Raw genomic sequence first — 17,755 nt, 5'->3', positions numbered from 1 at the left:
CTACGTGTCGAAAGTCGAATTTCCTTATTTTCCCCTCCCCGAACCGCTGCAATGCGGCCGCTTCAAGCTGAGCTTTGAACGCCCGTTGGTCATGGGCATCCTGAACGTCACACCCGATTCTTTTTCCGACGGCGGTCAGTACGCGATGCGCGGCGATGCGCTGCGCCAGGCCGAGCGCATGCTGCTCGATGGCGCGGACATCATCGACATCGGCGGCGAGTCGACCCGCCCGGGTGCACCGCCCGTGCCGCTCGACGAAGAACTGGCGCGGGTGATCCCGCTGGTCGAACAACTGCGCAGCGCGAATGTGCCGCTGTCGATCGATACCTATAAGCCGGAAGTGATGCGCCACGCACTGTCCGCGGGCGCCGATCTGATTAACGATATCTGGGGTTTCCGGATGCCCGGTGCGGTCGACGCCGTCCGCGACAGCGAATGCGGTTTGTGCGTGATGCATATGTTCGGTGAGCCGCAGACCATGCAACTTCGCGAGCCCGATTATCAAGACGTGGTGAGCGAGGTGCGGCAGTTTCTCGAAGAACGCGTGGCGACCCTGAAACAGGCGGGCATCGCTCGTGCGCGCATCAGCGTGGATCCGGGCTTTGGCTTCGGCAAGGCAGTGGTCGAACACAATTACGCGCTGCTCGCGCACCTGCCGGACACGGCGCCGCAGGCCGAGCCGCCGTACCCTATTCTCGCCGGCATGTCGCGCAAGTCGATGGTCGGTGCGGTCGTCGGACGCCCGGCGCCGGAGCGCGTCGCGGGCAGCATCGCAGCAGCGGTGTGTGCCGCTGAGCGCGGCGCGGCAATTCTGCGCGTGCACGACGTCGCGCAGACAGTGGATGCATTAAAAGTATGGGCAGCCATGCGCGACGCGGCGAATCGCAGCCGCGCACGCGGTTGAACCCAAAGCCAAGGAGGAACATAAAAGATGGCACGTCGTTATTTCGGAACGGATGGGATTCGGGGCAAAGTGGGCGAGGGCCCGATTACACCGGAATTTGTATTGCGGCTCGGCTATGCCGCCGGCAAGGTGCTGGCGGGCGCGGACCGCTGGGCCAGGACGGGGGCACGGCCCACGGTGCTGATTGGTAAAGACACGCGGGTGTCGGGCTATATGCTCGAAGCGGCACTCGAAGCCGGTTTTTCGGCGGCGGGCGTCGACGTGATGCTGGCTGGCCCCATGCCTACGCCGGGCATCGCCTATCTGACGCGCGCGCTGCGGCTTGCCGCAGGCGTCGTGATCAGCGCGTCGCACAATCTGTACTATGACAACGGCATCAAATTCTTCTCCGCCGATGGCAACAAGCTGCCCGACGAAGTGGAAGCGCAGATTGAAGAACGCCTTGAACTGCCGCTCGCATGCGCGGCTTCCGAGCAACTCGGCAAGGCGCGGCGTCTTGACGACGCAGCCGGCCGCTACATCGAGTTCTGCAAGAGCACCTTCCCCGCAGCGTTTGACTTGCGCGGCCTGAAGCTGGTGGTCGACTGCGCGCACGGTGCCGCGTACGACGTCGCCCCGCACGTGTTCCATGAACTCGGCGCCGATGTCATTCCGATCGGCGTCGCGCCGAACGGTTTCAACATCAATGACGGCGTTGGCGCGACCGCTCCGGACGCGCTGGTGCGCGCGGTGCGCGCGAACCACGCGGACCTCGGCATCGCACTCGACGGCGACGCCGACCGGCTGCAGGTCGTGGATGCGGCAGGCCGCCTGTATAACGGCGACGAACTGCTGTACGTGCTGGTCAAGGACCGGATGGCGACGGACGGCAAAGTGGAAGGCGCAGTCGGCACCTTGATGACCAACATGGCGGTCGAAGTCGCGCTGCAGGAAGCCGGCGTGAAATTCGTCCGCGCGGCGGTGGGCGACCGTTACGTGCTCGAGCAGTTGCGCGAGCACGGCTGGCAACTGGGTGCAGAAGGCTCCGGCCATATTCTCTCCCTTGACCGCCATTCGACCGGCGACGGCATCGTGTCGGCCCTGCTGGTGCTGGCCGCGATGAAGCGCAGCGACGAAACGCTCGCCGAGCTGCTCGACGGCGTGACGCTGTTCCCGCAGAAGCTGATCAACGTGCGGATGCAGCCCGGCGCGGACTGGAAGGGCAGCGACGTGATCCGCCGCGCCATCAGCAAGGCCGAGGAAGCGCTGAACGGCCGCGGCCGCGTGCTCATTCGGGCCTCGGGTACCGAACCCGTTCTACGCGTGATGGTGGAGGCGGAGAATGTCGGCGATGCCGTTCAGCATGCGGAAACCATCGCTGAAGCAGTGAGGCAGGCGACCGCTTAAGCCACGCGCTTCAAAGCAGGCAAGCAGGCAAGCAGGCACGGCGGGTATGCGGGACGACGATCAGATCGTCCCGCGTGCCGTTTTCCAGACCGGCGCTCTCCGCGTCGGCTCAGCCGCTGGCCATGTCCGCCACTACCCGGCATCAAATCCCCGCCGAACCCTCCCTCCACACGCAAACGTTCGCGTCCCATTTTTATCGCCTAATCTGTAGAGCGACGCCTGCAAATCCGCTAAACGGGCAATTTGTCCGCGAAAACGCCTTTCATCTGGTAATCCTACTGTCACATCTGTTTCACGGTTAGTCACGTTACTGTCACAAAGAGACCCTAAGCTTCGCGGTGTTCGTGTTATTCGCTCACACCGCTCACACCCTTGGAGGTCTCATGAAACTGATGCAAACCGTGTTCGCTGGCGTCGCTGGCGCGCTTTTCGCGATCGCAGCGCAAGCCGCAGACATCACCGGCGCGGGCAGCACCTTCGCAGCACCGATTTACACGAAGTGGGCTGACTCCTATCAGAAGTCGGGCGGCGGCAAGGTCAACTATCAAGGTATTGGTTCGTCGGGCGGTATCAAGCAGATCGAAGCGAAGACGGTCGATTTCGCCGGCTCGGACGCTCCGCTGAAGGACGACGAACTCGCGAAGGCTGGTCTGTTTCAGTTCCCGACGGTGGTCGGCGGTGTGGTCCCGGCTATCAACGTGCCGGGCGTGAAGGCGGGTGAACTGACGCTGTCGGGCGAAGTGCTCGGCGACATCTACCTGGGCAAGATCAAGAAGTGGAATGATCCGGCAATCGCCGCACTGAACCCGAAGATCAAGCTGCCGGATACCGACATCGCCGTGGTTCGCCGCGCCGACGGTTCGGGCACCACCTTCATCTGGACGAACTACCTGTCGAAGGTCAACGCTGACTGGAAGGCGAAGGTCGGTGAAGGCGCAACGGTCAGCTGGCCGACGGGTACGGGCGGCAAGGGCAACGACGGCGTCGCAGCTTTCGTTCAACGTCTGCCGGGCGCGATCGGCTACGTGGAATGGGCCTACGCGAAGCAAAACCACATGACGTATGCCGCCATGAAGAACTCGACGGGCGCGGTGGTTGAGCCGAAGACGGAAACGTTCAAGGCAGCGGCTGCGGGTGCTGACTGGTCGAAGTCGTTCTACCAGATCCTGACGAACGAGCCGGGCAAGGACGCATGGCCGATCGTCGGCGCAACCTTCGTGCTGCTGCACACGGCACAGGACAAGCCGTCGCAAGGCGCGGAAACGCTGAAGTTCTTCGACTGGGCGTTCAAGAACGGCACCCAGGCTGCAAACGATCTGGACTACATCTCGTTGCCGGATTCGGTAACGGCGGAAATCCGTACGAAGTGGAAGTTGCAGGTGAAGGACGCTGCGGGCAAGCCGATCGCTGAGTAAGCGTTGTTGTAAGCCTCCAGCAATACATTGGCCGTCCTCATTCGAGGACGGCCAATGGCATTACCCCGGCGTTACGCCAGCATTACCCGCCGCATGACAAGTGTCATACGGCAACTGGAAACAGGTCCATCAGGCTCTCATGTCCGATATCCAATTAGCGTCTGGCGCGGCGAGGTCGACACCGCCCGGCAGCGCTTCTCAGCAGAAAGCGCCTAGCCGCGCCGGCGACGTCATTTTCGGCGGCCTTGCCCGTCTCGCCGCCATCGTCACCCTGTTGCTGCTCGGCGGCATCATCGTTTCGCTGGTCGTCGCCTCCATGCCGTCGATCAAGCAGTTCGGCCTCGCGTTTCTGTGGACCGCCGACTGGGATCCACCTAGCAAGCAATTTGGCGCGCTGGTGCCCATTTACGGCACGATCGCGACCTCGCTCATTGCACTCATCATTGCGGTGCCCGTCAGCTTCGGCATCGCGCTTTTCCTGACCGAACTCGCGCCCGCGTGGCTGCGCCGTCCGCTCGGTATCGCCATCGAACTGCTCGCCGCGATTCCGTCGATCGTCTACGGCATGTGGGGTCTGCTGGTCTTCGCGCCGATCTTTGCGACGTGGTTCGAAAAACCGCTCGGCACGCTCCTCGGCGGCATCCCTATCGTCGGCGCGCTGTTTCAGGGTGCGCCGATCGGTATCGGCATTCTGTGCGCGGGCGTGATTCTCGCGATCATGATCATTCCGTACATCGCCTCGGTGATGCGCGACGTGTTCGAAGTCACGCCGGTCCTGCTGAAGGAATCGGCGTATGGCATCGGCTGCACGACCTGGGAAGTGATGTGGAAGATCGTGCTGCCCTTCACCAAGAGCGGCGTGATCGGCGGCGTGATGCTCGGCCTCGGCCGCGCGCTCGGCGAGACGATGGCGGTCACGTTCGTGATCGGTAACACCAATCTGCTCGATAACGTCTCGCTGTTTTCGCCGGGCAACAGCATTACCTCGGCGCTCGCCAATGAATTCGCGGAAGCGGATCCGGGCCTGCATACGTCGGCGCTGATGGAACTCGGGTTGATTCTGTTTGTGATTACCTTCGTGGTACTGGCAATTTCGAAGTTCATGCTGCTTCGCCTCGAAAAAGGGGAGGGCGCGAAATGAGCCAGCCCAACTTGAATATGCCGGGTTCGCACGACGCCGCCGCGCTCGAAGTGATGCGCGTGCGTCTGCAAGGCCGCCGCCGCGCGAAGAATGCGGTTGCGCTGACCATGTCGCTCGCGGCCATGGCCTTCGGTCTGCTGTGGCTGGTGTGGATTCTCTACACGACGCTGCACCTCGGCATCGGCGGCCTGTCGGTCGAATTGTTCACGCAATCCACGCCGCCGCCGAACACCGATGGCGGCGGTCTCGCCAACGCGATCGTCGGCAGTGTGATGCTGGTTGCACTTGCAACCTTCGTCGGCACGCCGATCGGCATTCTGGCGGGAGTGTATCTCGCCGAGTACGGTCAGAAGGGCTGGCTCGCCAGTCTCACGCGTTTCATTAACGACATCCTGTTGTCGGCACCGTCGATCGTAGTCGGTCTGTTCGTCTACGCGCTGGTCGTGGCGAAGATGGGCCACTTCAGCGGTTGGGCCGGCGTGTTCGCGCTCGCGCTGCTGCAGATTCCGATCGTGATCCGCACCACCGAGAACATGCTGAAACTGGTGCCGAATGCGCTGCGTGAAGCCGCTTTCGCACTCGGCACGCCGAAGTGGAAGATGGTACTGTCGATCACGCTGAAGGCTTCGATCGCCGGTATCGTTACAGGCGTGCTGCTCGGCGTCGCGCGTATTGCCGGTGAAACGGCGCCGCTGCTGTTCACCGCGTTGTCGAACCAGTTCTTCTCGATGGACATGAACCAGCCGGTGGCGAACCTGCCGGTCACGATCTACAAGTTCGCGATGAGCCCGTTTGCGCAGTGGCAATCGCTCGCGTGGGCCGGTGTCTTCCTGATCACGCTCGCGGTGCTGGGATTGAACATCCTCGCGCGCACGATCTTTTCGAATAAGTAAGGGCGGAGTGTAATCCGATGAATATGGCAGAAACTCAACTCAATCCGACCGCCCGTCCGACGGCGCCCGCTGGCTTCGATCCCGCCCAAAGCGGCCAGGCTCATGCCCCGTCGAGCCCGAAGATCGAGATCAACGACCTGAACTTCTTCTACGGCAAGTATCACGCGCTGAAGAACATCAACCTGCGGATTCCCGAAGGCAAGGTGACCGCGTTCATCGGCCCGTCGGGGTGTGGCAAGTCCACCTTGCTGCGCACACTCAACAAGATGTACGCGCTCTATCCGGAACAACGCGCCGAAGGCGAGATCCTGATGGACGGCGAAAACCTGCTGACCTCCAAGCGCGATATTTCGCTGCTGCGCGCGCGGATCGGGATGGTGTTCCAGAAGCCGACGCCGTTTCCCATGTCGATCTACGACAACATCGCGTTCGGTGTGAAGATGTTCGAAACGCTGCCGCGCTCGGAAATGGACGACCGCGTGGAATGGGCGCTGACCAAGGCCGCGCTGTGGAACGAAGTGAAGGACAAACTGGGCCAGAGCGGCTACGGTTTGTCCGGCGGCCAGCAACAGCGTCTGTGTATCGCACGCGGTATCGCGATCCGTCCCGAAGTGCTGCTGCTCGACGAGCCGTGTTCCGCGCTCGACCCGATTTCCACGGGCCGTATCGAAGAACTGATCGCCGAATTGAAGAGCGATTACACGGTGGTGATCGTCACTCACAACATGCAACAGGCCGCGCGCTGTTCGGACTACACTGCCTATATGTACCTCGGTGAATTGATCGAATTCGGTGACACGGAAAAGATCTTTATCAAGCCGGTCCGCAAGGAAACCGAGGACTACATCACTGGCCGCTTCGGCTAAGCCGCCGCGCAAAATAACGGAGTACGACATGTCCGATAAACATCTGTCCAGCCAGTTCGACGCCGACCTGAACCTCGTTTCTTCGAAGGTGCTCGAAATGGGCGGCCTGGTCGAGTCGCAGATCGTCAACGCGATGATCGCGCTCAACAACTTCGACCTCGACGTATGCGAGCAGGTGATCGCCGCTGAAGACCGTCTGAACACGATGGAAGTCGAAATCGACGAAGAGTGCAGCAACATCATCGCGCGCCGTCAGCCGGCCGCGCGCGACTTGCGCCTCCTGATCGCGATTTCGAAGACCATCACGAATCTCGAGCGCGCCGGCGACGAAGCCGAAAAAATCGCCAAGCGCACCAAGCGTCTGATGGAAGACGGCGCGTCGCGCAGCATCAATATCGCCGAGATCAAATTGTCGGGCGAAATGGCGGTGTCGATTCTGCGCCGCGCGCTGGACGCATTTGCGCGTCTCGACACGGTCGCCGCCGCGCAGATCATGCGCGACGATAAAGCGATCGACGAGGAATTCCGCGCCTTCGTGCGCAAACTGATTTCGTACATGACTGAAGATCCGCGTTCGATTTCGGTGGGCCTGGATTTCCTGTTCATCGCCAAGGCGATCGAACGGATCGGCGACCACGCGAAGAACATCGCTGAATTCATCATCTACATCGTCAAGGGCACCGACGTGCGGCACAAGTCGCGCGACGCGCTCGAACGCGAAGCACTCAGTTAATCCAGAGATAAGGACCAGAGGTGCCGATGCCCAGCAGCATTCTCGTCATTGAAGATGAGCCCGCCATTTCCGAACTGATTTCGGTCAATCTTCAACACGCCGGTCACTGCCCGATTCGCGCGTACAACGCGGAGCAGGCGCAGAACCTGATCAGCGACGTATTGCCCGACCTCGTGCTGCTCGACTGGATGTTGCCGGGCAAGTCGGGCATCGCGTTCGCTCGCGATCTGCGCAACAACGAGCGCACCAAGCATATTCCGATCATCATGCTGACCGCGCGTGGCGACGAACAGGACAAGGTGCTCGGTCTGGAAATCGGCGCCGACGACTACGTCACCAAACCGTTCTCGCCGAAAGAACTGATGGCGCGTATCAAGGCGGTGTTGCGCCGCCGCGCGCCGCAGCTGACCGAAGATCTGGTCGCGATCAACGGCCTGAAGCTCGACCCGGCAACACATCGGGTGGCCGCGCACGCCGAAGGCAGTGAGATCAAGCTCGATCTCGGCCCGACCGAATTCCGTCTGCTGCACTTCTTCATGACGCACCCGGAGCGCGTGCACAGCCGCACGCAACTGCTCGATCAGGTGTGGGGCGATCACGTGTTCGTCGAAGAGCGCACGGTCGACGTGCACATCAAGCGTCTGCGCGCGGCGCTCAAGCCGGCCGGATGCGATGCTATGATTGAGACGGTACGCGGCAGCGGCTACCGGCTCGCGAAGAGTGCCTGACTTTTTGCGGTAGCGCGAGTGGCGTTGTCTAAGCCACCACGCGCGTCATGGATGTCACGTACGCCACATCGGTTACGTTAGGCGCCGCGGTTTTCAGATCCCGGCGTGTACGGTTTTCTCTTCGATCGCTAGAACATGAACATCATCTGGGCGCGCTCCATCGTGTCGGTCGTGCTGCTGGCTGTTCTGTGCGTGGTGGTCGGCGCACTCGTGAACGTCAAGGCAGGGCTGATCCTCGCGATCGTCATGCTGGTCGCGCAGAGCCTCTTCAGCACCTTTCACAAACAACGTCTGTGGCATTTGCTCGACGCACCAGTCTACGGCGAAGTGCCGAGCGCACCCGGCATCTGGGGCGAAATCTATTACCGTCTGCATAAGCTCGCGAAACGCTGGCATGCGCAGGTGCGCCAGGTCGAGCAGCAGCATTCGCGTTTCATCCAGGCGATCCAGGCTTCGCCGAACGGCGTGGCGATGCTCGACGATCACGATCAGATCGAGTGGTGCAACGCGATCTCCGAACTCCATTTCGGGCTCGATGCGAAACGCGATCTGCGCCAGCACATCACGCATCTGGTGCGTCAGCCGGATTTCGTGCGTTATCTGAATTCGCATCGCTACGAAGAGATGCTGATCATGCGCGGCATGGGCGAAAAGCGCCAGAACGTGCTGTCGGTGCAAGTATTTCCGTACGGCGAAAATCGCAAGCTGGTGCTGTCGCAGGACATCACCGAGCTGGAGCGTACCGATGCGATGCGGCGCGACTTCGTCGCCAATGTCTCGCATGAACTGAAGACGCCGCTGACCGTGCTCTCCGGTTTCCTGGAGACGATGCGGGAACTGCCGTTAGGCGAAGCCGAGCGTGCGCGCTACCTCGAACTGATGGAGCAACAGGCTTCGCGCATGCGTCATATCGTCAACGACTTGCTGGTGCTCGCGAAGCTCGAAGGCGACAACAAGCCGCCGAGCGATCAGATGATCGATATGCGCGCGGTGCTGCGGCATCTGAAGGACGACGCGGAAAACCTGTCGAGCGACCATCACAAGATTGCGTTCGATGCCGACGAAGGGCTCACGGTAACTGGCGTCGAAACGGAAATTCTCAGTGCGTTGGGCAATCTCGTGACCAATGCGATCCGCTATACGCCGGACGGCGGTGCGATCAGGGTGAGCTGGCACGCGAGCGGTGGCAGCGCGACGTTTTCTGTTACCGACAGCGGTCTTGGCATTCCGGCTGCGGACATTCCGCGGCTCACCGAGCGCTTCTATCGCGTCGATCGCAGCCGCTCTCGCGATACAGGGGGGACGGGCCTCGGCCTCGCCATCGTCAAGCACGTCCTGCAACGGCACGATGCGCAGCTCGACGTGAAGAGCGAAGAGGGACGTGGCAGCACCTTCACCGTGCGCTTCCCGGTGTATCGCACGGCGCGTCGGCAACCGGCACCGGTCTGAGAACGTTGGCCTGAAAAAAGAAGCCCGCCTGAAACGAAACAAGGCGGGCTTTTTTCATGCGCACCGCTGGTTCAGCAGCGCGCAATCACGATCAGGTCATCACGAATTTACGAACAGAATTTCCCCAGCAGACTCATCTGCGCATTGCGCGAGGATTTGCCCGGCCGGCGGCGCCGATAGTGGCCGTCGCTCTGCATCAGCCACGCGGACTGATTGTCGCCGAGAAAGGCCGACAGCCCTTCAGCAATCACGCGCCGCTTCAAACGACGGTTGTTGACCGGAAACGCCACCTCCACACGCCGGAAGAAGTTACGGTCCATCCAGTCGGCGCTCGACAGATACACCTGCTCCTTGCCGCCGTCGTAGAAGTAGAAGATGCGATGATGCTCGAGGAAGCGCCCGACGATCGAGCGCACCGTGATGTTCTCCGACAAGCCCGGCACACCCGGCTGCAACGAACACACGCCCCGCACGATCAGATCGATCTTCACGCCCGCCTGTGACGCTTCGTACAGCTCGGCAATCACGGTCGGTTCGAGCAGCGCGTTCATCTTCGCGACGATGCGCGCTTTCTTGCCGGCGCGCGCATGCTCGGCTTCCGCACGAATCGCTTCGACCAGTTTCGGATGCAGCGTGAACGGCGACTGCCACAACTCGTGCAGCGACAGTTCACCACCGATGCCGGTCAGTTGCTGAAACACGTGGTGCACGTCTTCGCAGATCTTCTGATCCGAGGTCATCAGCGCGAAGTCGGTATAAAGACGCGCGGTGCGCGGGTGATAGTTGCCGGTGCCCAGGTGCACGTAACGCTTGAGCGTGGTCTTGCCGCCCGACGACACACGCCGCACGATCAGCATCATCTTCGCGTGGCATTTGTGGCCCACCACGCCGTACACGACGTGCGCACCCACCGCTTCAAGCTGCGACGCCCAGTTGATGTTGGTTTCCTCGTCGAAGCGCGCGAGCAGTTCGACCACTACCGTCACTTCCTTGCCGTTGCGCGCCGCCTGCATCAGCGCGTCCATCAGCGGCGAGTCGGTGCCGGTGCGATAGATGGTCTGCTTGATGGCCATCACGTTCGGGTCTTTGGCTGCCTGCAGCAGCAGCTCGAGCACCGGTTGAAAGCTCTCATAAGGATGATGCAGCAGCACGTCGCCCTGATCGATCACGTCGAACATGCTGGTGCTGTTGGCGATTTGCGGCGGGATCGCCGGAATATGCGGCACGAATTTCAGGTCAGGCCTGTCGACCATCTCCGGCAATTGCATCAACCGCACCAGATTGACGGGGCCGTCGGCGAAATAGCAATCCTTGGTGGTAAGGCCGCTTTCGTCGAGCAGGCGCCGCACGACATGCGAGGGCGTCTCCGCCGATACTTCGAGCCGCACCGCATTGCCCAGATGCCGTGCCGGCAGTTCGCCCTGCAGCGCGACACGCAGATTGGTGATTTCGTCTTCGTCGACGAACAGTTCGCTATTGCGTGTGATGCGAAACTGGTTGCAGGTGCGCACCACCAGATTCGGGAACAGCTCACCGACAAAGCGCTGCAGCAACGAGCTCAGCAACACGAAACCATGCGGATAACCCGACAGTTCCTGCGGCATGCGTACTAGCCGGGGCAAGGCGCGCGGCGCCTGCACGATGCCCATCATCGCCTGACGGCCGAACGCATCCTTGCCTTCGAGTTCGACGACGAAGTTCAGGCTCTTGTTGAGCACGCGTGGAAACGGGTGAGCCGGATCGAGGCCGATCGGCGTGAGCACCGGCAGCAGTTCGTCGAAGAAGTAATTGCGCGCCCATTCGGTCTGCGCTTCGTTCCACGCTTCCGTGCCGTGAAAATAGATGCCTTCCGCTTCGAGCGCGGTGAGCACCGTGTCGTGCAGCATGGTGTACTGGCGATGCACGAGCCTCTGCGCGCGCTCCACCACGAGGTCGTACACGTGCTGCAGCGACATGCCGTCCGGCGACAGCGCGCCCGGGTTGTCGCGCATCTGTTCCTGCAGTCCGGCCATGCGGACTTCGAAGAATTCGTCGAGGTTGCTACTGGTGATGCAGATGAAACGCAGGCGTTCGAGCAAAGGGACGGCAGGGTCGGCAGCTTGTGCCAACACACGCTCGTTGAAACCTAGAATGCCCAGCTCGCGATTCAATAAGGGGTAGCGGATGGACATCGGCAGCGAGAATGGAATTTCAGGAAGGGGCGGACAAAGACGCTCGGAAATTCTCACAGTATGATGACGTTGTTATGACACTTTCGAAGTTATAAATTCTACGCTGGAATCGATGCGTGTCGTAATTATGACGCAGTGCATATGGGACCATGGCGGACACCCTTCACTGCGAGGTGACATCGTGAGGTCCGGTACGCTTAGAATGGCGTCTTTGAACAGCGCGGCTGGTCATAAGGCGCCCAAGGCACCGAGTGGACATCCGGCACCTTTTGCATCCAACGCCGCCGCGCACGCGCGCATGGAGTTCGCTTACTCGATGGTCAATACTCCACAACTCCTCGCTGCCGTCGACCTCGGCTCGAACAGCTTCCGACTGATCGTGGGCCGGGTCGAGGAAACCGACGCGGGCAGCCAGATCTATCAGGTCGACGCGTTGCGTGAACCGGTGCGCCTTGCCGCTGGTCTGTCGCGCGACAAGATGCTCGATCGTGCCTCGCAAGTGCGCGGCTGGGATGCGCTCAAGCGCTTCGGCGAGCGGCTGCGCGACTTTCATCCCGATCATGTTCGCGCCGTTGCCACCAACACGCTGCGTATCGCCAAGAATGCAGGCGAGTTTCTCGGCGAGGCGCAAGCCGCGCTCGGCTTCCCGATTGAGGTGATCGCCGGGCGCGAAGAAGCGCGTCTGATCTACGCAGGGGCAGCACACTCCGTGCCCGCGAGTGCGGGCAAGCGCCTCGTGGTGGATATCGGCGGTGGCTCGACGGAGTTCATCATCGGTTCGCACTACACGCCGATCAAGATGGAGAGCCTGTATATCGGCTGCGTGAGCCATAGCCGTGCGTTCTTCCCGGCAGGCAATGTCGACGAATACACGATGCGTCAGGCCGAACTCGCCGCAAGCCGCGAAATTCAGATCATTTCCGCCGAGTATAAGAAAACCGGCTGGGAGCAGGCCATTGGCTCATCCGGTACCGCACGGGCGCTTGCCGAACTGGTCGAGGCGAACGGCTTCAACGATCCGGGCGTGACGCACGGCATCTCGCGTGGCGGCCTCGAACGGCTCAAGCGCGCGCTGATCAAGGCGGAGAACGTCAATCGTCTGAAGCTGGTCGCGTTGAAGAGCGATCGCGTTCCGGTGCTGGCCGGTGGCCTGTCGATCATGATCGCGGTGTTCGACGAGCTTGGCGTGGATTACGTCGATACAACAGACGGCGCGCTGCGCCTCGGCGTCCTGTACGACCTGCTGGGCCGTGCGCAGCACGAGGATATGCGCACCGTGACGGCGGAAGGCTTCATGCGCCGCTATGGCGTGGACCGTGCGCAGGCCGGGCGTATCGGCGAACTCGCGATACGTTTTTACGACCAGTTCGCCGAGCCGGATGAGGAGCGCCGCGTCGAGAACCGCATGTTCCTCAGCTGGGCTGCGGCCTTGCACGAAATCGGGCTGTCGATTTCCCATAGCGCCTATCACAAGCACTCGGCCTATATCGCCAGCAATGCCGACATGCCGGGATTTTCGCGCACCGACCAGGCGCGGCTCGCCGCGCTGGTGCTTGGCCACGCGGGGAAACTCGGCAAACTGTCGCAAACGCGCGAAGTGGAATGGCCGCTGTTGTTCTGTCTGCGGCTCGCGGCGCTGCTGTGCCGCCGGCGTGCCGATGTCGGCTTGCCGGGTATCGCGGTCGCGCAGGCCAATGGCGGGTATGAGGTGCGTCTGCCGAACGAGTGGGTGGCTAAGAATCCGCTGACGGATTACAGCCTGACCCAGGAGGCTGCGGAGTGGGAGAAGGTTGGCATCCCGTATCGTGTGGTCTACACGGACGATTGAGAGGCCTGCGTTGTAAATAAAAACCCGGCGGCATGCAGCCGGGTTTTTTTATGCACATCGTTATCGGTTGAGCTGGCCCGGTGGTGTGCGCGCTGCTCAGCGCGGCGATGCGTCGCCGAGGAAGTGTCGCGCATAACGTGCATTGATATCCGTCAGACGCAACAGCGTCAGAAAGTCCGCCGTGTTGAAGTCAGGGTCCCAGGCCGGCGCGCCACAAATCTTGGCGCCGAGACGCAGATAGCCTTTCACCAGCGGCGGCGGCACAACGTCGGCGCCGGTTTGCAATTCGTCGACTGGAAGCGGCGTGTGCGGGAACGCGCGATATTCCGGTGCTGTCAGCGCGTTGTCGCGCAGCGAGCAGTAAAGATTCGCCGCGTAGTGGCCCCCGTCGACCATCGCGACGCTCGCGCAGCCGAGCATCGTCTCGTAGCCGTTGTGCTTCATGTACGCGGCGAGCCCTGCCCACAGCGACATGATCACCGAGCCGCTGCGATAGTCCGGGTGCACGCACGAACGGCCCACTTCGACCATTTTCGCGCGCAGGTGCGTGAGACGCGACACGTCGAACTCGCTTTCGGCATACAGGCGTCCGATGCGGGCGGCCTGATGCGGCGGCAGCGCGCGATAGGTGCCGACCACCTTCAGCGTATCGAGATCGCGCACCAGCAGGTGATCGCAGTATGAATCGAACGAATCGACATCGAGGCCGGCCGGACCCGTCAGACGCGCGCCCATTTCATCGGCGAATACACGGTAGCGCAGACGCTGGGCCTCGCGCAGGTCCTCGTCGGTGCGCGCCCACGTGACTTGCAGGCGATGTTGGGCGGTGACCGTCTCTTCGGCGCGCGGCAGACGACGCGTTTCGAAGATCGAGGCCAGGGGCAGGGTGGGCGTCGGCAGTTCTCGCATGTGGCGTCCTGGTCGAAAAAAGGGAGATTTCTTTTTTCGCCAATGTAGTAACGCCTGGTGACGCTCGCATGGCAATGCCATGACGATTGGATGACTGCCCGTAAGCTGCATACGCGCGGCTTGTAATGTCGGGCGTGGCGCGCGCGAGTGTTGTATCTGCGCGACCGGCTCAGATTAGATCAGATCGGGGCTCATTGCCGCGCGCAGGACAGCTTGATCTTCGCCGTCGCGTTCACGGCTTTCGATCCACCATAGGCCGGCTTTCTTCAGCGGCCAACTTGCTTCGCTGTTGCCGAGCAGACGTGCCGCAACGTGGCCGAGCGTCGGTTGATGGCCAACGATCACGACGGTCGGTGCGATGCCTTTTGACCAGCCGGCGGCATTGAGCACATCGTCCGCGCTGGCGTTAGGCGCGAGTTCGCGCACCACGCGATACTGGTCGCTCAAGGTTTCGGCGGTCTGGATAGTGCGCACCGCGGGACTCGCGAGGACCACTGCGTCGTCGGGCAGGCGGGTGCGCAGCCACTTGGCGACGTTTTGCGCCTGTTTGCGGCCTCGCGTGGTGAGCGCGCGGGCGAGGTCGCTGGCGGCGAAATCTTCGGCTTCGGCGTGACGCCAGAGGATCAGATTCATGCGTGTCTCCTTGACTCTCGTTGCGGCGTAGAGGGCAACGCCGGTTTTCAATCACTGTCGCATGCGGGCTCGTGAGGCCGCAAGGCGTTGGTTCGGGCGGACCGTATAAGCGCGGGCGTATGCCGGCGTGTATCCAGCCGGATGGGTCGGCGGCAAGGTCGAGGTGCAGGGTATCCAACGTGCATGCAACGCTCGTTAAGCCTGCATGTAATTCGCATGAAACCTATCGAACCCATCAACCATGAGTCCGGGTTCGCACGCGCCCATCAACGCTTGATGCCCAGAAAGCAAAAACCCGCGAAGCCGAAGGCGACGCGGGTTTCGTATTGCTTTTCGTGGTCGGAGCGAAAGGATTCGAACCTTCGACCCTCTGATCCCAAATCAGATGCGCTACCAGGCTGCGCTACGCTCCGACGAATCCGAGATTCTACGTGGCATTAGGTGCCAGAGTCAACCACGAATTGCGTCGGGGTGAAAAAAGATCAGCGGAAAGGAAAAGTTGCGTGTCAGTGCGTGCTCGTCGTGCTTGTCTGTTGGGCGTTGGCGAGATTGAACCCGGCACGCCACAACAGCGCCGCGGCCTGCATCATTGCGCGGCGGTCGTTGGCGGCGAGATCGTCGCGGCGATCAAGATAATCGGCAAGCGCGAGAATCGCACTGTCGATCGTTAGCGCGTCGCCTTCGTGCAGCGCGACGTGCCGGATTTCCCAATCTTCTCCAGGCTGCTTGCTTCGTCCCGACTCATAGCGGCGTATTCCTTGCGCTGCATTGTTGATGTTGTTCGAGTGTGCGAGCGCAGCGTATCAACCGTTTAATCGTTCGGAATGTGCGCAAGCGCACAAGCGGCGGGTTTGTCCCTTCAATGCCGGCGACGCATCCAGTTCGGCATGTGCTGGTGTGTGACCCAGTGATGCAGCATGCCTTCGCCGTCGTGTTCGCGCCTGTAGGTCCTCGATTCGAAAATCGACAGGGCGAGCAGCACGAGCAGACCTACGGCAAGTCCGATCAGACCCGCGATCGATTCAGCGTCCATGGCAGTCTCCTATGACACGCAACTGTGCCTTTATTTTAGTTCACGCGTCACAAAATGGGAGGCGGGGGATGGGAGGCCGGGAACGGCTTGGCGCGACGCCGTCGAATTCGAATTACAGGTAGACTCTCGGCGCTTCGTTGCCGTTATTTTCATTCTGTTTCGAGAGTCTATGAACCGCGTTTTGTTGATTGCGTTGATGCTGGCTGCCGGACTCGCCGGCTGTGCCGACGATCCTTCCGGGCATCACGGCGGTCCGCCGCCGAAAGATCCCGTCGACTACCACGGTGTCCCGACCGACGACCGGCCGCCTGTCATGGCGCCGACGCCGGCCTCGCCCTGAGCGCCTTGACCCTACCTGCGGCTGCGCAAGCCGTGCACGTGCCCTGATACAGAAACATGCGGCGCGTGCATGCCGGGTGCCGAAGCCAAAGCTAGGCGGCCACGCCGGCCATGCCTCGTACGACGCCTGGCAAAAAGCGCGCGAGCGTAACGCCGCGCGCGGCCATGAAGATCAGCATCGCGACCCACAAACCGTGATTGCCGTACAGCCCGAGCAAGGCCCACGAGGCCGCCACGAACACCGCGAACGACACCACCATCGACATCATCAACTCGCGCGTGCGAGTCGCCCCGATGAACACGCCGTCGAGCAGAAAGCCCCACACGGAAATCACCGGCGAGAGCGCGGCCCATGGCAGATACGTTTCGGCCGTGGCGCGCACCGCGGCCTGATCGGTCAGACCTTTGATGATCCATGAGCCCGCGCCCCAGTACACCAGCGAGAATCCCAGCGCGCCGAGTACGGACCACAGCGCCGTGACCTTGATGGCCTGCGCGAACGCGTGCCGGTCGCGCGCGCCGATCGCCGCCCCAACCAGCGCTTCGGCAGCATGCGCGAAACCGTCGAGTCCGTAAGCCATAAAGGTCTGAAAATTGAGCAGCAACGCGTTGGCGGCGAGTGTGGCGTCACCTTGCCTCGCGCCAAGATGCGCGAACCAGCCGAACGACGACAGCAGGCAGAGCGTGCGCACGAAGATATCGCGATTCAGCACCACCAGACGCTTGAGCGCGGTTGCGTCGAAGAGGGTGGCGCGCTTCAGCGCAGGCAAACCGCGCGGCCTGCCGTGCCACAACAACGCGGCGCCGAGCACGAAGCCGAGCGCGTCGGCCGTGGCTGTGGCCGCGCCAATGCCGGCCACGCCCCAATCGAATACGTACACATACAACAGCACCGCCGCGATGTTCACGCTGTTGATGAACACTTGCGAGAACAGCGCGAGCCGCACATTCTGCGTACCAAGCAGCCAGCCCAGCACCACATAATTGCCGAGCGCGAGCGGCGCGGCCCAGATGCGTGCGTGGCAGTAGATCTGCGCATGGCGCTGCACCGCGTCGCTGCCGCCGATCGCGCCCAACGCGTAGCCGATCAGCGGCACTTGCAGCAGAAGCACCGCTGCGCCGATCGCCGCCGCGAGCAACAGCGCGCGTACGACGTTGTTGCGCAATTCGGCGTGATCCCCCGCGCCGTGCGCTTGCGCGACGAGGCCCGTGGTGCCCATGCGCAGGAAGCCGAAGCCCCAGAACACGAAATTGAAGAACAGGCCGCCGAGCGCCACGCCACCGAGATAGGACGCGCCGTCCAGATGGCCGGCGCGTCCTATCTCGG

The 17,755-nt window shown here is 61.9% G+C and carries 17 protein-coding genes and 1 tRNA gene; 12 read left to right on the top strand and 6 right to left on the bottom strand.

Annotation, left to right across the window (positions count from 1 at the left end):
- Window positions 1-4 precede the first annotated feature (4 nt).
- The 9 genes from folP to phoR all read left to right on the top strand — a co-directional run bounded on the left by folP (window position 5) and on the right by phoR (window position 9,515).
- Complete coding sequence (gene folP, locus GNZ12_RS30005) at window positions 5-904, top strand: dihydropteroate synthase (protein ID WP_172315768.1); 900 nt, start codon at window positions 5-7, stop codon at window positions 902-904.
- 27 nt (window positions 905-931) lie between these two features.
- A complete protein-coding gene (glmM, locus tag GNZ12_RS30000; RefSeq protein ID WP_172315767.1) occupies window positions 932-2,290 on the top strand; it encodes a phosphoglucosamine mutase in 1,359 nt (452 codons plus the stop codon).
- Window positions 2,291-2,673: 383 nt separating this feature from the next.
- Window positions 2,674-3,705, top strand: coding sequence for a phosphate ABC transporter substrate-binding protein PstS (pstS, locus tag GNZ12_RS29995; RefSeq protein WP_172315766.1), 1,032 nt, complete (start codon window positions 2,674-2,676; stop codon window positions 3,703-3,705).
- Between the two features lie 139 nt (window positions 3,706-3,844).
- Complete coding sequence (gene pstC / locus GNZ12_RS29990) at window positions 3,845-4,846, top strand: phosphate ABC transporter permease PstC (protein ID WP_172315765.1); 1,002 nt, start codon at window positions 3,845-3,847, stop codon at window positions 4,844-4,846.
- The gene (gene pstA, locus GNZ12_RS29985) at window positions 4,843-5,739 is read left to right on the top strand and encodes a phosphate ABC transporter permease PstA (protein ID WP_172315764.1); all 897 of its coding nucleotides are present in this window, start codon (window positions 4,843-4,845) and stop codon (window positions 5,737-5,739) included. Before pstC ends, pstA begins: the two co-directional genes overlap by 4 nt.
- 17 nt (window positions 5,740-5,756) lie before the next feature.
- Entirely contained in the window at window positions 5,757-6,605 is an 849-nt protein-coding gene (gene pstB / locus GNZ12_RS29980; protein ID WP_172315763.1) for a phosphate ABC transporter ATP-binding protein PstB, read from the top strand.
- A 28-nt stretch (window positions 6,606-6,633) separates the two neighbouring features.
- Window positions 6,634-7,338: a phosphate signaling complex protein PhoU gene (gene phoU, locus GNZ12_RS29975; RefSeq protein ID WP_054036271.1), complete on the top strand. Its 705-nt coding sequence runs from the start codon at window positions 6,634-6,636 to the stop codon at window positions 7,336-7,338.
- A 26-nt stretch (window positions 7,339-7,364) separates the two neighbouring features.
- Entirely contained in the window at window positions 7,365-8,066 is a 702-nt protein-coding gene (phoB, locus tag GNZ12_RS29970; RefSeq protein ID WP_028199153.1) for a phosphate regulon transcriptional regulator PhoB, read from the top strand.
- Window positions 8,067-8,201: 135 nt separating this feature from the next.
- Window positions 8,202-9,515, top strand: coding sequence for a phosphate regulon sensor histidine kinase PhoR (phoR, locus tag GNZ12_RS29965; RefSeq protein WP_172315762.1), 1,314 nt, complete (start codon window positions 8,202-8,204; stop codon window positions 9,513-9,515).
- A gap of 107 nt (window positions 9,516-9,622) precedes the next feature.
- Here phoR and ppk1 read toward each other — a convergent pair whose 3' ends face one another.
- Window positions 9,623-11,686 (bottom strand): polyphosphate kinase 1, encoded by a 2,064-nt coding sequence (ppk1, locus tag GNZ12_RS29960; RefSeq protein WP_172315761.1) that lies wholly within the window; start codon window positions 11,684-11,686, stop codon window positions 9,623-9,625.
- A 202-nt stretch (window positions 11,687-11,888) separates the two neighbouring features.
- Here ppk1 and ppx point away from each other — a divergent pair, with 202 nt between their 5' ends.
- Complete coding sequence (ppx, locus tag GNZ12_RS29955; protein WP_172315760.1) at window positions 11,889-13,514, top strand: exopolyphosphatase; 1,626 nt, start codon at window positions 11,889-11,891, stop codon at window positions 13,512-13,514.
- A 96-nt stretch (window positions 13,515-13,610) separates the two neighbouring features.
- Here ppx and GNZ12_RS29950 read toward each other — a convergent pair whose 3' ends face one another.
- From GNZ12_RS29950 to GNZ12_RS29940, 3 genes are all read right to left on the bottom strand, one after another.
- Window positions 13,611-14,423 carry a GNAT family N-acetyltransferase gene (locus GNZ12_RS29950; RefSeq protein WP_172315759.1) on the bottom strand — a complete coding sequence of 271 codons (813 nt, stop codon included), beginning with the start codon at window positions 14,421-14,423 and terminating at the stop codon, window positions 13,611-13,613.
- Between the two features lie 174 nt (window positions 14,424-14,597).
- On the bottom strand, window positions 14,598-15,056 hold the full coding sequence (gene sixA, locus GNZ12_RS29945; protein ID WP_120303356.1) for a phosphohistidine phosphatase SixA: 459 nt from the start codon (window positions 15,054-15,056) through the stop codon (window positions 14,598-14,600).
- Window positions 15,057-15,392: 336 nt separating this feature from the next.
- Window positions 15,393-15,469 (bottom strand) — tRNA-Pro (locus GNZ12_RS29940).
- A gap of 90 nt (window positions 15,470-15,559) precedes the next feature.
- On the opposite strand from GNZ12_RS29940, the gene GNZ12_RS29935 reads away from it, so the two are divergent.
- Window positions 15,560-15,727, top strand: a complete 168-nt coding sequence (locus GNZ12_RS29935) for a hypothetical protein (RefSeq protein ID WP_172315758.1) — start codon at window positions 15,560-15,562, stop codon at window positions 15,725-15,727.
- 188 nt (window positions 15,728-15,915) lie between these two features.
- Here the strand turns inward: GNZ12_RS29935 and GNZ12_RS29930 are convergent, their stop codons facing one another.
- Window positions 15,916-16,089 (bottom strand): hypothetical protein, encoded by a 174-nt coding sequence (locus tag GNZ12_RS29930; protein WP_172315757.1) that lies wholly within the window; start codon window positions 16,087-16,089, stop codon window positions 15,916-15,918.
- 169 nt (window positions 16,090-16,258) lie between these two features.
- Here GNZ12_RS29930 and GNZ12_RS29925 point away from each other — a divergent pair, with 169 nt between their 5' ends.
- Entirely contained in the window at window positions 16,259-16,429 is a 171-nt protein-coding gene (locus tag GNZ12_RS29925) for a hypothetical protein (RefSeq protein ID WP_166660468.1), read from the top strand.
- Between the two features lie 91 nt (window positions 16,430-16,520).
- On the opposite strand, the gene GNZ12_RS29920 is transcribed toward GNZ12_RS29925, so the two are convergent.
- Window positions 16,521-17,755, bottom strand: a 1,235-nt coding sequence (locus GNZ12_RS29920) for an MATE family efflux transporter (protein WP_172315756.1), incomplete at its 5' end; no start/stop codon positions are given.

This window comes from Paraburkholderia solitsugae, assembly GCF_013177695.1.
GTDB classification, from domain to species: Bacteria; Pseudomonadota; Gammaproteobacteria; order Burkholderiales; family Burkholderiaceae; genus Paraburkholderia; species Paraburkholderia solitsugae.
Note: the sequence above shows the minus strand (reverse complement) of the source record. Positions and strands in the feature narration are given on the sequence as shown.